Raw genomic sequence first — 18,390 nt, 5'->3', positions numbered from 1 at the left:
TCCTGCTATCATCTGTAGGGAAACGGCAATGCCGTGTCCGGCGCGGGACTCGACAAAATTTCATAATAGTTATAAAATTGAGAATTCTAGCAACACTTTTTTATTGGTATTAATAGGACTAAAGTCCTCACTACAAACCAATTTTATTGTAGAAAATCATGCAATAAACATCTGTAGTTTGGCACATCATCCCCAATATTTTTGTGGAAAATCGGGCAAAAAGTGCGTTAGCGAAGCCCGCCCCTACGGGGGCTACGCCAACGAAGAGGATCGCCAGCAGCTTTTAGTTTAGGTTTAATGCTCATCAAACTAGCATTTGTGAATATTTGTTGTCATTGATCACTGATTATACTTAACTTTCCCTCTCCCTGAAATTAACTTTATATTTCGCAACATTGACGGACTCTTTTCTCGATACAGCTAATGCTTTTATTTGCAACTAAAAATCGACGCTTTTACCAAATCTTTAAGATAGAGCTACAACAGCGAGTCTTTTTTGAATTTTTGATAAAGAACGGCGTACTGGGTGTCAAAAGGGTAAAAATTTTAGGTAGAAACTAAAAAACTTAGTTGAGATTAATTTGAGGATTATCAGAAAAAATCGTTGTATATTATATGATAAAAAGTAAGGATTGATAGTTAGTCGTTCACCCATAGATTAAGATTTTCATGGATATTCAATTAATTAATATCGGTTTTGGTAACATTGTGTCTGCTAATCGAGTGATTGCCATTGTCAGTCCAGAGTCAGCGCCAATTAAGCGGATTATTACTGATGCGCGGGAGCGGGGACAACTGGTTGACGCTACTTACGGGCGCCGCACGAGAGCGGTAATTATTACAGATTCGAGTCACGTCATCCTCTCGGCGATTCAGCCGGAAACGGTTGCTAATCGTTTTGTGGTGAGCAAAGACGGTCAAAGTCGGGATGATTGAGGTTTGTCAGTTGCAATTTGAGCGCTTACAGTCTAAAGTAAGCGAAAACTTGAATTGTTACAGGTTATCTATTCTAAAAATGAAATCTGGTAAATTAATTGTTCTGACGGGGCCTAGCGGTGTGGGGAAAGGCACCTTAGTACGATCGCTCCTCAATCGCCATCCTGAATTATATCTTTCGGTATCGGTGACAACTCGTGAGCCCCGTGAGGGAGAAATTGAGGGACAGCACTACTATTTTGTCAGCCGCAGCCGCTTTGAACAAATGGTTGAGGCTGGAGAGTTGGCGGAATGGGCCGAGTTTGCCGGTAATTTTTACGGTACTCCCTATTTTGGTCTTAAACAAGGAATTGGTGAGGGAAAATGGGTATTGCTCGAAATTGAGCTCGAAGGGGCTAGGCAAATTAGAAATAAGTTTCCAGAGGCGCTGCGAATTTTTCTTTTACCTCCTTCTTGGGAAGAATTAGAGCGGCGGCTGCGGAGTCGGGGTCAAGATTCCGAAAGTGCGATCGCCCGTCGGTTGGTGCGGGCTAAAGAGGAAATTGAAGCTGCGGGGGAATTCGATTTCCAAGTTGTTAATGACGACTTGGAATTTGCTTTGAAAAAGCTAGAATCAATACTTAATTTGGAGTAATTTTTAGGTGGGGATGAGTGAATTTTGAAGTTTTATTGAGACTAATGCCCAACAGCACGACACGGAAGTCACGGATACACTGATAGTTGTTTTTTCTTCTCACTTCTGAATCACCATTAAGAATTAATCCGTGTATCCGTGTCAAAATCAGTGTCGTGCATTCCTTGTTCCTTCAATCTTACCCATTTCTCCGTCCTGGCTAAAACTTCGCTACTTTGTTTGATAGCAACACAAACTTTGAAATTCAATTCCAGAATATTCAATGAAGGCGAAAATTTTCTCAACGGTTCAATTTCGCGAGCAGAACAGCCCAACATTTCCATATAAGCTAGCGTCCAGCCAATAGCTGCAATGTCCCCTACATTGCCTTCTCCGGCGCAAAGGTAACAATCCAATTCGCCCTCCGGCCCACACTCAGGACAAACCCAATTGCCCAGTTGTGAATGGGGCAGGTTTGTGCGGGAGGCGGATGCAATTGTTAATGCTTTAATATGATTTTGAACTACTTGTTTAAAACCTCGGTTTTGGTCGCTGCGGTGGTCGGAATTACCGTGCGATCGCCCGATTGCTACTGCTTGCTGTTGTGGCGAAGCAAGAGAGGCTGTTTGGTTCTCCCTGGTTACTCTAGATTCGCCTAGGTTCGCTGTTAGCTGAATACCATAGTCTTTAGACTCCTCAGTCTGAGAGTGGTTGAGTGCGCTGGAGGAATCGGGTTCGGAAGTTGTGAAGGATTGTTCTATGCGATCGGCAAAATCTTGCATTGAGAGGTGATGTTCGATCGCCAAAGACCAAGTTCTTTTATGTCGGAGGTCGCCATATTTTCTGGCTTCTTCCTCAGTAATGCCGATCGCCGCAGCCTCTTGGCGCAGCACATTAATCGAAGTCATTGTATCTGATATCATTAGTTTGTTTGCAGTTAAAATTACGATCGCCCGTTCAGCCTACAAATAAATTACCTTAGATATAGTACAATAGTCCGGACTATTTTGAGATTGTATTCTGAAACCCTTGATTTTTCGTTAGCAAGTCGATTCGGCAATCGCCCTGAAACCCTTATTTTACGCTTGGCAATCACACACTGCCCGAAGCATTGATAGTAGCTAAAATCTAAAATCTAAAATCTAAAATCTAAAATTGGATGACTTCAATTCTTCCCGATACAGCTTTATCTGTGGCCGGACTAACATCATACCTGCAAGAGTTGTTGGAGGGCGATCGCAACCTGCAATCAGTTTGGCTGACAGGCGAGGTGTCGAACGTTTCGCACCACCCCAGCGGCTGCTTTTTCACTCTGTGCGACACCGACAAAAGCGCTGCGATTCGCTGCGTGGTGTGGAATTCTCAGCGGCAAAAATTGGTGCAAATACCCGCAAAAGGGGAACAGTTGCTGGTTTTGGGAAGCATCCGGGTTTACAAAAATCGCGGCGAGTACCAGTTGACTGTTGTGCAATCGCTGCCGGCTGGGGAAGGATTGCAGGCTTTGCGGTTGCAGCAATTGCGATCGCGCTTGGATGCTGAGGGTTTTTTCGATCCCGCCAGAAAGCGCCCGATTCCCGCACACCCGCAAATTGTGGCCGTGGTGACATCAGATACTGGCGCTGCTTGGGGAGACATTCAGCGGACTCTAGCCCAAAGATATCCGGGTTTGCGGGTGTTGCTGTCGCCGACAGGAGTGCAGGGAGAATTCGCTGCTGCTGCGATCGCGCGGGCGATCGCCCGTGTAGAATTGGACGGTAGGGCGGAGGTGATCGTGTTAGCGCGGGGCGGCGGTTCGGCGGAAGATTTGGCTTGTTTTAATGATGAGAGAGTTGTCAGGGCGATCGCGAATTGTGCGATTCCAATTATTACAGGCATCGGGCACGAAAGAGACGAATCTCTCGCCGATTTAGTAGCAGATAAACGAGCACACACTCCCACTGCGGCGGCGGCTCAAGCTGTACCAATTTTAGCAGATATTTACTTTGAACACAAGCAGCGAATGGTCAATTTAGCAAGTGCTGTGCGGGCAAGATTTCAGACAGAAGAAGAGCATTTACAACTGTTACAAAATCGATTAAAACGTTTGCCTGCGACATCCCGAACTTTGCGGCAAGCAACCGGTAAACTGGAAGTATTGCAAGAAAAGTTATCCGCATTAAATCCGGCGGCGGTATTGCAAAGGGGTTATGCGGCGGTAATCCAAAGTGATGGTACGATCGTCCGCACAACTGACGGTTTGGAATTGGGAGAGGAATTGACTGTGAGGTTGAGTCGGGGCGTGCTGAAAGTTAAGATTGTAGAAGTATTGGATGCGGAAGAAAAGTTATGATTGATTCGCAGTTGCGCCAGTCTGACTGGAATTATGAGGAAACGGTCGATCGAATTGAAGCAATTATCGATCGGGTGGAATCGGGAGAGTTGCCTCTAGAGGAGGTTTTCGAGCAGTTTGGGGTGGCTGTGGAGTGTTGGCAGGAGTGCGAAAGCTTTTTGGCGCGGGGGAAGGAACAGATGGATTTGTCGATCGAGCTTTTGGCTGCGGAACCCGATTTTTAAGCGCAGGTGAACGGGGATTAATGTAGGTGAAATATGTTGAGTCGTTATTGGATAATTTGTGCGATCGTAGGGGCGGGTTTTACCAACCATCTATGTTGAAAACTAAATATCTCCTAAACCCGCCCCGCCTAGATACTGGTTTTTAAAGAGCACAACAAGTAATTGCGATCGACCTCAGTTTTATGCAAATTCCCAGAATAAATTATATCAAACCCCATTGATGACAAAGGATTTGCTCAGCTCAGACCCATACAAATTTTACATTCAAGGCGCTATAAAATTATTGTGGGGTGGGCATCTCGCCCGCCCCAAAAATAAAATTTAGATGATCGACAGCTTACAATTTGTCGATCGACCTTTTGGCTTTATCTGCCAGATTTTTCACCGCATTTTTAGCATCTTCTGCAGCGTGGCGGGCGGCAGCTTCGGCTTGTTTGGCTTTGCCTTCAACCTGGTCTTTTCTGTTTCCCGTAATATTACCGAAAATTTCCTGAGCTTTGCCTTCTAAATTTTTGCCGATCGCCTTCGCTCTGTCTTCTGTAGTCATGATAAGCTCCGTTTGGCAAGTTGCTTTAGTAACATTGTAAAATCAACTCGCCTGCAATTGCCTTTAACTTCATATTAATTTATATTCTGCTTGACATCGATCTTCTGCTGATGATTTACTTCCGGCAAACACGTCACTCAAAAATCCAAGGATTTTTTTTTTACAACTGTATACCTCCGCAAAATTAGTCATAACTTAGATATTGCACCCTTCTAAATTAGGCTTTTATGAACAGGCAAGATGCCTGTTCCACAAGAAAATTTATCTTTTGTGGAACGGCTTTTATGAACAGGCAAGATGCCTGTTCCACAAGAAAATTTATCTTTTGTGGAACGGGCCGAAGAGCCCGTTCTTGAGAATGGTGCAAAATGCGTCCTAAAAAACTATTTCAAACTCGCCGCAGCAACTTTAATCGGTTCCAGCAATTCTAACGGCAAATGCAGCATATTCAATTGGGTGCTATCTGCTGCTTTCCTTTCCGGATCGGGGCCGTGATAATCGCTGCCACCAGTGGCCAGCAAACCGTAGTGAAGGCACAAATCTTTCAACTTTTGGATTTGGCTGGAACTGTGGCTGGGATGGTATACTTCAACTCCCATTAAACCAGCATCTACTAATTCTTTTAAGACTTCCTCAACAGCACCACCGCGAAATAAATAAGGGTGAGCCCAAACTGGTACTGCGCCGCAACTCTTCAGTAAATCGATGCCTTCGGCGATCGAGAATTTCTCGTAATGAACATAAGCCGGGCCGTCATCTCCCAGCCAGCGATCGAATGCTTCCCGCGATGATTTCGCGTGACCGGCTTTTACCAGCGCAGAGGCAATGTGAGGCCTTCCCGGTGCCATTCCTGGGGATGTTTTTGGCAGTTCGATCGCGTATCCCATTGCTGCTAATTTTTCGACCATTTCCTGCGATCGGCGAAACCTTCCTTCCAGGCGATCGTTCAAAGGAACTCGCAACTTATTTGCATCGGGATAAAAACCTAAAATGTGCAGCGAACGGCCGTTGTGAACGGTGCTGAGTTCGAGTCCGGGGACTATTTCGATACCGTACAAAGCAGCGGCGGCGAAGGCTTCATCCCAACCAGACATCGTATCGTGATCCGTGACGGCCAAGGCGCGAACCCCCGAAGACGCGGCGGCGGCTACGAGTTCGGCAGGGGTGAGAGTGCCGTCGGAATAAGTTGTGTGACAGTGGAGTTCTAGCATTTTTTTCGGTAAGTTAAAGTCTGCGAAACCTGCAATTATTCCCCTCACTCATGTGAGATATACCGTCATGCGATTTTAGATTTTAGATTTTAGATTTTAGATTTTAGACTTGGGCGCGATCGCTAGAGGAGAACGATTTTAGATTGAATTAGTGATGCTATAACGGTTGGCTGTTATCTACAATAGCCTTTTTTTTCTGAACTGATTTCAGTGCAACCAACAAGTTTTTTTGTTATTTAAATCTGTTAGCTGTAATAAGTTTTCCCGCCTTAACTTTGTACCTTTCTGTTTCTTAAAAATTTGCGTATGTTGAGCATCCTGTCCGCCTTTTCAGTTGAATTTAGATGCAAAACAGCTTAGCTATTTCTTGATTTCTCGCATTGGGTAAAGGACACCCTCTGGCAATTTGGGAGGAACCGGCGATATTTCAATACTTTGTATGTTGTGAACTGGGATAACTACCAGTTTATCTGCCAATTCGAGAATTACCGGGTCTGCTGTCAACATTTTGTGCAGGCGAGTGCCTAAAGTTGCTTGCTCTCCTACTGTTCCTTCTGGCGCAATGAACTGGAAGTGTTGCTGTTTGCCGTTGGTATAGTGGATTGTCAGATTGATAATTCCTTCTTGGTTGGTTGCTTGCATAATTTTTTCCCCCTAACAGTCGATCGGGACTTCGCAAAATTAACAATAAATCAAAACTGGCGATCGCACCACGATTGGAAAGCTCGTTGGAAAGCTTTTGACAAGACCAGGCTGTCGGTACGAAAGTCCGGTTACTGCTAATTTTATCACAAAAACTGTACGGAAACTCGCCAACTTACCCAGTATAGAATTGCCAGTCGCGCTGTCTTTGCTCCTCAATGCGCGAGATCCTTCGCCAGCAATATTTGGTCGATCGGGCTTTCTTGTATGCCAGTTGGCAAAGTGGCTCAATTTAGCCTGTGTAGCGACTTGACTCAAAGCGGTCTCAAGTCATACAGCAGAGGCATTTGAGCACTTTTGGTGTCAAGGTTTTTCGAGGTGGGAACTGTGGAGGTTAGGATAGTGGCATTCTGCTGTCACTGCCGTAGAGGATTTTTTTATAAATTAATAACATAACATTCAGGTACAGCTTATGAAATCCACACTTTGTTTTCCCGAAACTTCTCTTCACTCTAACGCAGTCACTGTTAATAATAATGCTATTGACTCTTGTATCCTGACAGCTTGGATTGACTTAGTAGGAGGAGACTTTGATAATTTGGGAGGAGATGATTGGCTTCCCTTGTGCGGCGACATTGATGACGGCGAAATTTACCGCGAATGGTTTTTGTGGCAAGACAGCGAAGTAACTCAAGAATGGGAAGCTTACGATCCTATTACTAATTATCGAGTTGTGGCACCTAGCCGAGAAATGATGATTGCTAAAATCGACAAAATAGAAGATTCCAGAACAATTTAGTTGAGCGGGAGAAGGTTAAATATTGAGTTTCAACTTTAATAAAAATTATGTAAACAAACCCGGTTTCTCCCCACCCTTAAAGAAACCGGGTTTTTCAGGCCCAAACTCTAGGTTTGGGTTGAGTTCCAGGGGGCGAACCTAATAATTTAGGTCGCTACTGCTTTTTGTTTTTCTCGTTCTAATTTGCGCTGCTTCAAGGCGGCAAGATTTTGTTTAATTGTGTCGATCGCAAATCCAGCCCCCTGCTGTTGGTATAATTCGCTGGCACGGATCAAATCTGCCACAGCCTCCTCATCCGATCGCAAATTTGCAAAAGCTAAGCCGCGATTGTGGTAAGCTTCTGCCAAAGTTGAAACTTGTTCTACAGCGCTGGTAAATTTATCTTTTGCTTTGCGGTACTTTCCCGACTGATAAGCCTCAATTCCTTGTTGAAAATAAACGGAAGCTTTGGTACCGCTGTCGGTATCGGGAAATTCTGGATAAGTTAAAATTGGTTCTTTAAATAGTACAGAAATGCTGCCCTTGCCGAAGTAAGCCCAAGTCATTGTTCCAAACCCAATCCCCAGCACGAGGGCAATAATGACAGACAGAGCAATAAAATTGGTGAGTTCCATAGAGCAATATTTGTTGTATTATAATATGATAAGTTAATTCCTAACTTCTGCAACAATGGCTGCACGGATTTACCTTAACTGGAAATGGTTTTTCCGGTCGCTAGCTTTAGTATGGTCGATCGGCTTAATGATTGCAACTGCAAGTTCTGACGCAGCAACCAAGGCGCAAACTCAAGCAGGGTGGCAATTGTTGCAGCGGGATGAGACAGGGTTGGTGGTAGCAATGCGACACGCGATCGCCCCAGGTACGGGAGATCCTGCTAACTTTAAGTTGGGCGACTGTTCTACCCAGCGCAATTTATCTGCACAAGGAAGAACCCAAGCCCAGCAAATTGGAGCCGAATTTCGCAACCGCAACATCAAAGTTGCCAGAGTTTTATCGAGTCAGTGGTGTCGGTGTTTGGAAACAGCAAAACTGATAAATTTAGGCAAAGTCGAACCGTTCCCAGCCCTGAACTCGTTCTTTAGCGACAGCAGCAAAGAAGCCAGCCAAACAGCAGCCATTCGCAAATTAATTCTGGACAACCGCAACACTAAAGGCGCGATTATTATGGTAACTCATCAAGTAAATATTACCGCTATCACTGATATTGTACCGCAAAGCGGCGAAGCTGTGATTCTCAAAGGATATCCACAAGGTAAAATCCAAATAGTCGGACGAATTGGAAGATTTTAAATAGAGATAAAGTTATAATAATATTACCAATTCCCCATTACCAATTCCCCATTACCAATTCCCCATTACCAATTTATATGAGTTTTTTATACAGCGCCGCCCTAGTGACTTTAGCCGACCTTGATAAAGAAGTTCTAGTTAAATTTTACACAAAATTTCTCGACATAGAACCCAACCCTTACATTCCCAATACTTATGCTGAATTTCAACTCCCAGGCTTAAGACTCGGCATATTCAAACCCAAAGATTCCCACAAATCGGAATTTGCAAGTCGAGCAAAAACAGGCATGAGTCTCTGTTTGGAAGTCAGCGATATCGAAACTGCGATCGCCAGAATTTGGGCTTTAGGTTATCCGCCCAGCGGAGAAATTATCAAAGCTTCTCACGGTCTAGAAATCTATGCCTTCGATCCTGCCGGGAACCGCATAATTTTACATCAATCCCATGAGAATGTAGGATGAGGGCTAATTATTGGTGAACTCTCGATCTTCTCTTCTATCCTCTTCTCTTCCTTTGTGGAACAGGCGTCCCGCCTGTGGTTCTTCCCGTCTTCGCGGTTCGTCAAAAAAAACATCAACTACCTAATCAGTTCAGCAAAACTATAAAAACTGATAATTAATATTAATAACAACAAAGCAGTCAGGTGAGTTAGCTGAAATTGAGACCGGGGATCGATCGATTCCCGCACCAAAATTGAAAAAGACGAACCAATTATATAACTCAAACACAGCGTTAAATACTGCCACTGCAATGTTACACTCCACAGCCCCAGCAACATCATCGCCAAAGTCAACATTACCAACTCAACAAAGCGAGGCGGATTGTGCTGAGTAGACAGAATCAAAGTGTCCAACCAATATTGCCAAGGTCTCATGTGTTAGCGATCGAGCTTTTGGATTTAGCCTTCTAGCTTAACCTACGATCGCCATTCAGTTTGTTGCTGCAAACACCTTAAAGCCTCAGCCGTCTCAACCTGCGGAAATTGCCCGTAAAAGCGGCTGACACTGTAAAAAGGGTGAGGAGTCTCCAGAACGATCAACTTATCGCCCATTTTGGCCAAAAATCCCATCAAATCTGCCGGGGCCACAGGCGCGCAAATCCACAAAGCCAGCGGTTGCTGCGACTGCAAAGCCTTAGCCGCCACAGCCATCGTCATCCCTGTAGCAATGCCGTCATCAACCAAAATCGCCAAAGCCCCCGCCGCGCTGATATTGGGGCGTCCCGGAGACAAATCTGCCAGCAGAGATTGAGCATTATTTTGAGCCACGGGCAATGCTGATTTTTGCAAGCGTAAATTGTGCTGCTTTTGCTTTTCCCAGAGGACGTGACCATCAGCAGTTGCAGCCCCGATCGCCAATTCTAAATTATCTGGACGAGTAATTTTCTTGGCAACAACCACATCCAAAGGACAGCCCAAGCGACGCGCAATCGGCACAGCAACGGGCAAACCCCCGCGCGGCAAGGCGTAAACAATCGGTTTCAGCGCCTTCTGTGTCATTAAACTCAACTTGCCGAACTCGTCCGCAACTGCCTCGGCCAGTTTTTCGCCTGCATCGGCGCGATCGTCAAAAAACGGGTTAGAGAACATATTTTTGCCTGTACGAGCTCAACCAAACAATTGGAGATTGTACGCGCCAGCGTAGCTATCCCGTAGGGAATCGACAGCATCACCTACAAGCTTCTAGCCAATCTCAAATCACCAAACCCGATCTAAACTATAAACTCTAGACTCCAAAATATCTCCCTAATTGTAAAAACTATGTCCAGCGACTTGCAACTCAGCCTTTTTGACAACAATCAAAGTGCCACTTTCCAAACAGACTCAATACCAGCAAATGCCAAAATTCCCATTCCTCCGGGCACTTATCAAAATATGGAACAAATCGGCGAGCACTGCAACCGCTGCTACCGCTGCGAATTGGGCAACAGCCGCACTCACGCCGTCATCGGGCGCGGCAATCCTCAAGCCTCAATTTTGATTGTGGGAGAAGCGCCCGGACAAAACGAAGATGAAACCGGATTGCCCTTCGTCGGGCGATCGGGCAAACTGTTAGATAAGATTTTAGAATCCGTGGGATTGAGTGCAGAAACCGACGTATTCATTGCCAACGTCATCAAATGTCGCCCTCCCAACAACCGCCCTCCGACAGCAAAAGAAATCGAAGCTTGCAAACCTTACTTGCTCGAACAAATTCGCATCTTAGACCCCAAAATTATTTTATTAACCGGTGCAACAGCCCTCAAAGGTTTGCTAAGCGACAAGCGCCCCATTAGTAAAATCAGAGGTCAATGGATTAAATGGGAAAATCGTTTGTGTATGCCAATTTTTCACCCGTCGTACTTGCTGCGAAACCCCTCCCGCGAACCGGAAACTCCAAAATGGTATATGTGGCAAGATATGCAGGCTATCAAGGCTAAACTGGATGAATTCAAAGAGCAATTCTAATCAATTTTTCTTGTGGATTTGTAGGCTGGTTTGAGGCACAATCTCGGATTTTTACCCACAATCTTAAAACCCGCCCCCACCCACCGAAAAATTATAATTAATTTTCATGTGTAATTTGTAGGGGGCTGGTTTCACCAACAATCTCTGATTTTTACCTGCCATCTACAAAACAAGTTCCCGCTTTCCATTCATAAATTCACGCCCCGTAGTAAAAATCCGAATTATGGTTGTCTCTAGTATTTTTAGTGAAACTCCTATCAATAGACAAGAAATTCCTCAAGAACTATTAGACATTGAAGATAAACAACGTACTAATCCACTTCCTTGGAAAGGGCAATTTTCACCCCAGTTCGTCGAAACTTTAATTGAGAAATATGCCAATAAAAATAGTGTGATTTTTGATCCATTTTTAGGTAGTGGAACTGTTTTATATGAGGCAGGAAGATTCGGACTGGAAGCCTGCGGAACAGAAATCAATCCAGCAGCTTTAATCCTAGCTAACACTTATAAATTCATCACTATCTCACCAAGAAAGCGTGAAAAATGTATCAATTGTTTTCTCACTCAACTAAAAACAGAGATATGGGAGAGAATGCCACTATTCCAAACTATACAAAAAGAACTTACACCCAATGATTTAATAGATAAAATTGTAGACGTAGCCGTTGATGATGAAGAAAAGTTCCTTAATATTCTACATAAAGCATTAGTGATATTGCTAGACTTAGAAAACAAAAAACTTACCCAATTAAGAGTTTTTACAATTGCGGAAAATATCGCTACTTTTGTCCTTAAACTACCCTATAGTAAAAAGCCGATAAATGCCTACAATGCCGATGCAAGACACGTTCCCTTACAAAACTCCAGCGTCAATCTTGTGATTACCTCCCCCCCTTATATCAATGTATTTAACTATCATCAGCAGTATCGCGGTTCTACTGAAGCACTAAACTGGAAAATTTTAGAGGTGGCAAAATCCGAGTTTGGTTCTAATCGCAAGCATAGAAGTAATAGATTTCTAACTGTCATTCAATATTGCTTAGACCTCGCCTATACTTTGCAAGAATTGTTAAGAATATGCCGCCCTAACAGTAGAATAATATTTGTAGTAGGTAAAGAATCAAATATTAGAGGAACGCCTTTTTTAAATGGGGAGTTAGTTGCAGAAGTTGCTCGTCAAGTATTGGGGATTAGCTTAGATATCCGTCAAGAAAGAAGTTTTGTAAATCGTTATGGAAAAATTATCAAAGAAGATATACTACACTTTACAAAAAGAGAAGACTTACAGTATTATTTTGCCATACATCAAGCCAGAACTCTTTCTATAGAAGCTTTAATATCTGCTTATTCCGTAGCCAATGAACAAGTAAAAGATGAAATCAAGGATGCTATCGATAAGGCTGCCACAGTACAGCCCTCACCTTATTTCGATCTGCAGCGTTCACGAAAAACCATTGAAATACTCAACCCAAAAGAAGAAAATTATGTTTAATTTAGCTCAACCACATGGGGACAAACTAGCAGCATTACTTGATAACGTGAAATTACCTCCTACAGATAAACGGCGTGTTAATCAAGCAATCGAATACTATAAAAAATGGTTGGAAACGCTTAAAAACATCAGGGGGGATGATCTGAAAGTTGTTCCAGAGATGGTATCCCATCTAACCTCCTATAAGCGATACATTGACGTTGAACTAATTTTTGACAGTGACAATGATTTTTTGTACCGTCAAAAAGGGCAATTAAAACTTGACAACTCAATTATTGAAGAATTTATACCTATCTTAGTTACAACCGTCTTTGCAGATTCATTAAAGGACAAAGAATTATCCTTTGGCCCAACACAGTGTTTTTCATCACTACGATTTGAGTCAAGTTTAAAACTCAGTCCAAAAGGCGGCGGGATGAGTATTCGAGCCAAGGATCAAGATTTTGCGATTAGTAGAAAAATATTCCTAAAAGCCTCTCATAACCAAGATTTTAAGGAGACTACCTCCCGTGAGGCAAATATTGCTTATGTTGCGGCTGAGTGTAAAACAAATCTTGATAAAACCATGTTTCAAGAGGGCGCAGCAACTGCCCTGGATGTAAAATTGAGTGTACCAGGAGCCAAGTATTTCTTGCTATGTGAGTGGCTTGATATGTCGCCGATTAGCTCATCACTCACAGCTATTGATGAGATACTAATTTTAAGAAAAGCAAAACGCTTATCGTCTAATATAAGAAGTGCTTTTAGTACGGTAGAGGGAAGAAAGAAAAATAAAGATTATTTTGTCAACCATCTCGATAACAACCCCTTTGCACCGGAAGTTTTTATGAGATTTTTAAATGAGATTGAAGGGATGATTGGTAAAGATGAACTAGACGAAGATGACGTGCTGTCAAGAGGCTATTTTTAAGTGTAAAAAAAATCATCGGAACCAGCGAAAGTTATGGCTTTGCCTGACAATCTCGCAGCCACAAACGAATCGCCTCTGCAATTTCGCTTTTCTCCCCCTGTGGCCGCAACAACGGACTAACATCCGCCACGGTATCATACCTAGAAACAATTTTCACTAATTCCCACCCGTTCTCGGTTTTAGTGAAAAATAACCAATGATATTGCTCAATTTCGACTGGTTTTCCCCCGCGATACTGCCGTTCCAAAGTAGTAATGAAAACTTGACTGGCATTTTCAGGAAGTGCATCTTCAAAATTTAAAGGTAGCGGTTCAAACTCCGGGCGGCCGGCTAAAATTATTTGCGGCAGCGCGTAACCGGGCGGTGTGTTTTTGTTAGGAGAAAAGTGCGATCGCACAATTACGCGATTAGCATAACTCGGCAAATCTTGCAACAGGCGATCGACCAAAGTTTCTAAATCAGCGGGACAGGGCGATCGCGCTAACAAATCATACCCACTGGCATTAATACTGTGAGCATGATTTGTCACCAAATTAACTGCCCAAGTCGGAGTTGCAACCGCAGATATAAGCAGATAAACACAGATGAACGCAGATAAAATTCTATCGGCGTTCATCGGCGTTTATCGGCGGTAAAAACAACATTCCTATTGTTACTCCAATTCTTCACAAATACGCGCAAAAGCCGCCGCCGGATCGGGCGCAGCAGTAATCGGGCGCCCAATCACCAGATAATCCGCACCAGCTTTCAAAGCAGCCTTCGGAGTCATCGATCGCTTTTGATCGCCTCCATCAGCCCATTTCGGACGCACACCGGGACAAACTAACACAAAATCATCCCCGCAACTCATTCTTAACTGTTCCACCTCTTGCGGAGAACAAACAGCCCCAGCTAAACCCGTTTCCTTAGCCAACAATGCCATGTGCAAAGCAAATTCCGGCAACTCCAAAGGTATTTTCAACTCAAAAGCCAACTGTCGCGAATTCAAACTCGTTAACAGGGTAATTGCAATCAACTTAGGAGTCGGTCGATCGACAGCCGCCGCCCCTTCAGTCAAAGCCAACTGTGCCGCTTTCAAAGCATCTTTACCACAAGTAGAATGGATCGTCAATAAATCCACATTGTACTTAGCAGCAGCCCGACAAGCACCAGCCACAGTATTCGGGATATCATGAAACTTCAAATCGAGAAAAATCCGCTTTTCCCGCTGTTTTAAAATTTCCAAAATCCCCGGCCCGGAACTCACAAACAGTTCCAAACCCACTTTCCAGAAGGATACATCAGGCAGTTTGTCAAGAAGTGCGATCGCCTCTTCTTGACTCGAAACATCCAAAGCAACAATAATTCGATTATCAGCGTTCATCTTCAGTATTCATCTTCAGTATTCATCTGCGGTTAAAAAAGAGATTCAAGACACCAATCGCACAAACTTATTCTTCCCAACCTGCAAAACCTTACCGCATAAATCAGCAGGTGATTCAAAAGTAAGGTTAACATCAGAAACCCGATCGCCCTCCAACTTGACCCCACCGCCCTGCATCAACTTTCGCGCCTCACCGCTGCTTTTACAAAGCCCGCTAGCACTCAGAATATAAAACAACTTAGCCGGAAACTGCACACTTGCCAAAGAAAACTCGGGCACAGCATCAGCTTGTCCCGCAGCACCTTTAACCAGCGCAATTGCATCTTGTTGTGCGCGATCCGCCGCTTCCGCACCGCGATACTGGCGCAGCACATCAACCGCCAAAAGTTTCTGTTTTTCTCGCGGATTTTCTGGCAATTCATCAAGCGGCAAATCTGTCAATAGTTCAAAATATTGGGCGATCGAACTATCGGCAATTTTCTCCAACTTAGAATACATCGTCAGCGGGTCTTCCGACAAACCCACATAATTTCCCAAAGATTTCGACATCTTCTGCACGCCGTCAGTTCCGATCAAAATCGGCATCAGCAAACCAAACTGCGGCTTCATCCCAAAATGCCGCTGCAAATCTCTCCCCACCGCAATATTAAACTTTTGGTCGGTTCCCCCCAACTCCACATCCGCTTCCAAAGCCACCGAATCGTAACCCTGCATTACTGGGTACAAAAACTCGTGCAGATAAATCGCATTCTCCTGCTGCATCCTGTTATCAAATCCCTCTTTAGCGAGCATCTGCTGCACCGTCATGGTCTTCAGCAGTTCCAAAATCTTCGCCAAGTCCAATTTCGACAACCACTCGGAGTTGTAGCGAATTTCCAAACGTCCGGGTGTGTCAAAATCTAGAATCGGACGCACTTGGTCTAAATAAGTCTTGGCATTTTCCGCCACTTGTTCGGCCGTCAACTGGGGGCGCATCTCGGATTTCCCTGTCGGATCGCCAATTCTTGCGGTAAAATCTCCGATCAGCAGTACGGCTGTGTGACCGGCATCTTGAAAAGCCCGCAGCTTGCGGACGCAAATGCTGTGTCCCAAGTGAATGTCACTCCCTGTCGGGTCAATTCCCAGTTTGACGCGCAACGGTCGATCGACTTGGGCCAGGAGTTGGGCTAAATTTTCGTCAGGGTTGCTAGAATCAGGTCGATCTGGAAAAATCTCGCTGACGCCGCGGTAAAGCGCTGAAAGGTTAGGAGTTATCATCGGGGAGCGATCGTCCATCATATTTTGCCAAAGTGCAGCAGAATTAGTTACACTCACTGGTTGACGCATAAAAACATAACTATAGCGCTACTATAATCCCAAAGCTGACCGGCTTTCATTAGCTGACCCCGCCCAAAAACGGATACGCTGCCACGTACAACAGTCGTGGAGATCCCCAAATTTTAGACTCTTGTTCAAACTCCCAGATTCATCTGTGGAATAAATCTAAAATCTAAAATCTAAAATCTAAAATCGACTGACAGTCTCTAGGTTTCGCATCTAAAATTAAAAGTCTTAAACCCCAAATCGAGTGAGGAAGTGAAATCCACGTGTCAACCAACGCAGTCCGCAATAACACGGAAAACTCAGCCCCCGTATTCGAGTTTGTTCAGTCAGTCAGTAAAGTGACCGCCGGAACCATACTCAGCATGACAATGCTTGCCAGTTCCGTAGTCGCTGGTGGACTGGTTGGCTTAGCGATCAGCTTCCGCAATTTGCCAGATGTTCGGATCTTGCAAACCTACTCTCCCACCGAAACTACCCACATTTACGACATCAACGGCAAGCCGCTAGCCAGCATCCACGACGAAGCCAACCGGGATGTCGTACCCCTTGACCAAATCTCCCCGCACCTGAAACGAGCAGTTCTGGCGATCGAAGATAGCAACTTCTTTACCCACAAAGGCATCAACCCTGGCGGGATAGCCAGAGCTCTGATAGTCAACCTAGAGAAAGGTCGAACCGTGGAAGGGGGCTCGACTATGACTATGCAGCTAGTCAAGAACCTGTTTCTTTCTCCCCAGTCAAAATTTAGTCGCAAGGTAGCTGAAGCGGTAATGTCTATCCGCTTGGAGCAAATTCTCAACAAAGACCAAATTCTGCAACTATACCTCAATCAAATCTACTTAGGTCACAACTTGTACGGCGTAGAGACAGCCTCTCGAAGCTATTTCAACAAATCAGCAAGTAATTTGACTCTTTCAGAAGCAGCGATGCTGGCCGGCTTAATTTCTGCCCCCGAAGAATACAGTCCTTTCGTCAATTACAAGTTGGCAAAAGAGCGGCAAAGCCTCGTTTTAGGCCGCATGAAGGATCTTAAATGGATTACGCCGGCACAAGAGACTGCTGCCCGCCAGGAAAAAATTAAGCTAGGCAAAATTACCTCTTTTGGCGGCTCTCAAGTTCCTTACGTAACACAAGCCGTAGTCCAGGAACTAACGAGGCGTTTCGGGCGAGATGCCGTGGTTAAGGGAGGAATGCGCGTTCAAACCACGATCGACCTCAAAATGCAGCGCATAGCCGAAGAAACAGTCAAAGCGTGGCACAATCGGCTTTACTACCAAGGGCTGTTTTACGATCGCGATGAAGGTCAAATTGCCCTAGCCGCCGTCGATCCCCGCACCCACTTCGTCAAAGCAATGGTTGGCGGCGTCGATTACGAAAAGAGTCAGTTCAACCGCGCCATTCAAGCACGCCGCCAGCCCGGATCTTCTTTTAAACCTTTTATCTACTACGCTGCCTTTGCTAGCGGGAAATACAGCCCCGATTCAGTTGTCTACGACTCCCCTGTGGGCTACCGCGACGGCGACGGCTACTACTACCCTCAAAACTACGGCGGCGGCTTCTCCGGTGCAGTCAGCATCCGCAGAGCTTTGGAAGTATCTCTGAACATTCCCGCCGTCAAGCTTGGCCAAGAAGTCGGATTGAATAAAGTGATTGAGATTTGCCGCGTGCTCGGCATCAGAAGTCCGATGGAACCGGTGATTTCTTTGCCCTTGGGTGCGGTTGACCTCACTCCTTTAGAAATGGCCGGAGCTTTTGCTACCTTCGCCAACAACGGCTGGCATTCTGACACCACTTTTATCGTGCAAGTCACTGACAGCAGCGGCAACGTCTTGCTCGACAATACGCCCAAACCCAAATTAGTCCTCAATTCCTGGGCGGCGGCATCTGTCAACAGCGCCCTGCAAGGAGTAATTACCAGCGGAACGGCAAGGGCGGCTCAACTTGGCCGGCCGGCTGCTGGGAAAACTGGTACAACTTCCTCAGAACGGGATATCTGGTTTGTGGGTTACGTGCCGCAGTTGTCGGTGGCTGTTTGGATGGGCAACGACAATTATAGACCGATGAGCTACGGTGCTACTGGGGGTGGGATTGTCGCCCCTGTTTGGCGCGATTTTATGAGCCAAGCTTTGCAGGGAGTTCCCGCAGAAAGTTTCAAACCTGCTTCATCTTTTGAGCGCCCTTAATTATTGGGCATGGGCAAAACAGGGCATGGGCAAAACAGGGCATGGGCAAAACAAAAACAGGGCATTGGGAATACTTTCTTTT

Annotated in this window: 22 protein-coding genes; 11 read left to right on the top strand and 11 right to left on the bottom strand. The window is 45.0% G+C overall.

The annotated features are described in order from the left end of the window. Positions 1-669 precede the first annotated feature (669 nt). Positions 670-936 carry an extracellular matrix/biofilm regulator RemA gene (remA, locus tag QUB24_RS22565; protein ID WP_236503792.1) on the top strand — a complete coding sequence of 89 codons (267 nt, stop codon included), beginning with the start codon at positions 670-672 and terminating at the stop codon, positions 934-936. 79 nt (positions 937-1,015) lie between these two features. After that, positions 1,016-1,570, top strand: a complete 555-nt coding sequence (gene gmk / locus QUB24_RS22560; RefSeq protein ID WP_333155616.1) for a guanylate kinase — start codon at positions 1,016-1,018, stop codon at positions 1,568-1,570. 116 nt (positions 1,571-1,686) lie between these two features. Here gmk and QUB24_RS22555 read toward each other — a convergent pair whose 3' ends face one another. Next, entirely contained in the window at positions 1,687-2,457 is a 771-nt protein-coding gene (locus tag QUB24_RS22555) for a hypothetical protein (protein WP_333155614.1), read from the bottom strand. 251 nt (positions 2,458-2,708) lie between these two features. Between QUB24_RS22555 and xseA the strand changes: the two genes are divergently transcribed. Further along, positions 2,709-3,878, top strand: coding sequence for an exodeoxyribonuclease VII large subunit (xseA, locus tag QUB24_RS22550; protein WP_333155613.1), 1,170 nt, complete (start codon positions 2,709-2,711; stop codon positions 3,876-3,878). Then, on the top strand, positions 3,875-4,102 hold the full coding sequence (xseB, locus tag QUB24_RS22545) for an exodeoxyribonuclease VII small subunit (protein WP_333082161.1): 228 nt from the start codon (positions 3,875-3,877) through the stop codon (positions 4,100-4,102). The genes xseA and xseB overlap by 4 nt, the downstream gene beginning before the upstream one ends. A 337-nt stretch (positions 4,103-4,439) precedes the next feature. On the opposite strand, the gene QUB24_RS22540 is transcribed toward xseB, so the two are convergent. The 4 genes from QUB24_RS22540 to QUB24_RS22525 all read right to left on the bottom strand — a co-directional run bounded on the left by QUB24_RS22540 (position 4,440) and on the right by QUB24_RS22525 (position 6,820). Beyond that, complete coding sequence (locus QUB24_RS22540; protein WP_333155612.1) at positions 4,440-4,649, bottom strand: CsbD family protein; 210 nt, start codon at positions 4,647-4,649, stop codon at positions 4,440-4,442. Between the two features lie 383 nt (positions 4,650-5,032). Further along, positions 5,033-5,860 carry a PHP domain-containing protein gene (locus tag QUB24_RS22535; RefSeq protein ID WP_333155610.1) on the bottom strand — a complete coding sequence of 276 codons (828 nt, stop codon included), beginning with the start codon at positions 5,858-5,860 and terminating at the stop codon, positions 5,033-5,035. A 360-nt stretch (positions 5,861-6,220) separates the two neighbouring features. Beyond that, positions 6,221-6,502, bottom strand: coding sequence for a hypothetical protein (locus tag QUB24_RS22530; protein ID WP_190740781.1), 282 nt, complete (start codon positions 6,500-6,502; stop codon positions 6,221-6,223). 39 nt (positions 6,503-6,541) lie between these two features. After that, on the bottom strand, positions 6,542-6,820 hold the full coding sequence (locus QUB24_RS22525; RefSeq protein ID WP_333155609.1) for a hypothetical protein: 279 nt from the start codon (positions 6,818-6,820) through the stop codon (positions 6,542-6,544). Positions 6,821-6,974: 154 nt separating this feature from the next. Between QUB24_RS22525 and QUB24_RS22520 the strand changes: the two genes are divergently transcribed. After that, a complete protein-coding gene (locus QUB24_RS22520; RefSeq protein WP_333155608.1) occupies positions 6,975-7,301 on the top strand; it encodes a hypothetical protein in 327 nt (108 codons plus the stop codon). 146 nt (positions 7,302-7,447) lie between these two features. Here the strand turns inward: QUB24_RS22520 and QUB24_RS22515 are convergent, their stop codons facing one another. Beyond that, positions 7,448-7,915, bottom strand: a complete 468-nt coding sequence (locus tag QUB24_RS22515) for a hypothetical protein (RefSeq protein WP_333155606.1) — start codon at positions 7,913-7,915, stop codon at positions 7,448-7,450. Between the two features lie 55 nt (positions 7,916-7,970). On the opposite strand from QUB24_RS22515, the gene QUB24_RS22510 reads away from it, so the two are divergent. Together QUB24_RS22510 and QUB24_RS22505 are read left to right on the top strand one after the other, a co-directional pair. Then, the gene (locus QUB24_RS22510; protein ID WP_333155605.1) at positions 7,971-8,591 is read left to right on the top strand and encodes a histidine phosphatase family protein; all 621 of its coding nucleotides are present in this window, start codon (positions 7,971-7,973) and stop codon (positions 8,589-8,591) included. Positions 8,592-8,668: 77 nt separating this feature from the next. Next, on the top strand, positions 8,669-9,052 hold the full coding sequence (locus QUB24_RS22505; protein ID WP_333155603.1) for a VOC family protein: 384 nt from the start codon (positions 8,669-8,671) through the stop codon (positions 9,050-9,052). 116 nt (positions 9,053-9,168) lie between these two features. On the opposite strand, the gene QUB24_RS22500 is transcribed toward QUB24_RS22505, so the two are convergent. Together QUB24_RS22500 and QUB24_RS22495 are read right to left on the bottom strand one after the other, a co-directional pair. After that, positions 9,169-9,465, bottom strand: coding sequence for a hypothetical protein (locus tag QUB24_RS22500; RefSeq protein WP_333155602.1), 297 nt, complete (start codon positions 9,463-9,465; stop codon positions 9,169-9,171). A 42-nt stretch (positions 9,466-9,507) separates the two neighbouring features. Continuing rightward, positions 9,508-10,179 (bottom strand): phosphoribosyltransferase family protein, encoded by a 672-nt coding sequence (locus QUB24_RS22495; RefSeq protein ID WP_333155600.1) that lies wholly within the window; start codon positions 10,177-10,179, stop codon positions 9,508-9,510. 171 nt (positions 10,180-10,350) lie between these two features. Between QUB24_RS22495 and QUB24_RS22490 the strand changes: the two genes are divergently transcribed. The 3 genes from QUB24_RS22490 (at position 10,351) to QUB24_RS22480 (ending at position 13,439) form a co-directional block, all read left to right on the top strand. Beyond that, positions 10,351-11,037, top strand: a complete 687-nt coding sequence (locus QUB24_RS22490) for a uracil-DNA glycosylase (protein WP_333155596.1) — start codon at positions 10,351-10,353, stop codon at positions 11,035-11,037. 223 nt (positions 11,038-11,260) lie between these two features. Further along, on the top strand, positions 11,261-12,529 hold the full coding sequence (locus tag QUB24_RS22485) for a DNA methyltransferase (protein ID WP_333155594.1): 1,269 nt from the start codon (positions 11,261-11,263) through the stop codon (positions 12,527-12,529). Continuing rightward, positions 12,522-13,439 (top strand): Bpu10I family restriction endonuclease, encoded by a 918-nt coding sequence (locus QUB24_RS22480; RefSeq protein ID WP_333155591.1) that lies wholly within the window; start codon positions 12,522-12,524, stop codon positions 13,437-13,439. The genes QUB24_RS22485 and QUB24_RS22480 overlap by 8 nt, the downstream gene beginning before the upstream one ends. A gap of 31 nt (positions 13,440-13,470) precedes the next feature. On the opposite strand, the gene QUB24_RS22475 is transcribed toward QUB24_RS22480, so the two are convergent. From QUB24_RS22475 to tyrS, 3 genes are read right to left on the bottom strand one after another with little or no spacing between them, the layout of a single operon-like run. Then, a complete protein-coding gene (locus QUB24_RS22475; RefSeq protein WP_333155589.1) occupies positions 13,471-14,055 on the bottom strand; it encodes a hypothetical protein in 585 nt (194 codons plus the stop codon). 36 nt (positions 14,056-14,091) lie between these two features. Next, the gene (pyrF, locus tag QUB24_RS22470; RefSeq protein ID WP_333155586.1) at positions 14,092-14,802 is read right to left on the bottom strand and encodes an orotidine-5'-phosphate decarboxylase; all 711 of its coding nucleotides are present in this window, start codon (positions 14,800-14,802) and stop codon (positions 14,092-14,094) included. Between the two features lie 45 nt (positions 14,803-14,847). After that, on the bottom strand, positions 14,848-16,080 hold the full coding sequence (tyrS, locus tag QUB24_RS22465; RefSeq protein ID WP_333155670.1) for a tyrosine--tRNA ligase: 1,233 nt from the start codon (positions 16,078-16,080) through the stop codon (positions 14,848-14,850). A 308-nt stretch (positions 16,081-16,388) separates the two neighbouring features. Here tyrS and QUB24_RS22460 point away from each other — a divergent pair, with 308 nt between their 5' ends. Further along, entirely contained in the window at positions 16,389-18,308 is a 1,920-nt protein-coding gene (locus tag QUB24_RS22460) for a transglycosylase domain-containing protein (RefSeq protein ID WP_333155583.1), read from the top strand. The last annotated feature ends 82 nt before the right edge of the window (positions 18,309-18,390 follow it).

The organism is Microcoleus sp. B9-D4, assembly GCF_036705105.1.
Taxonomy (GTDB): domain Bacteria; phylum Cyanobacteriota; class Cyanobacteriia; order Cyanobacteriales; family Microcoleaceae; genus Microcoleus.
The sequence above is the reverse complement of the archived record's forward strand: the minus strand, read 5'-3'. Positions and strand labels throughout refer to the sequence as shown.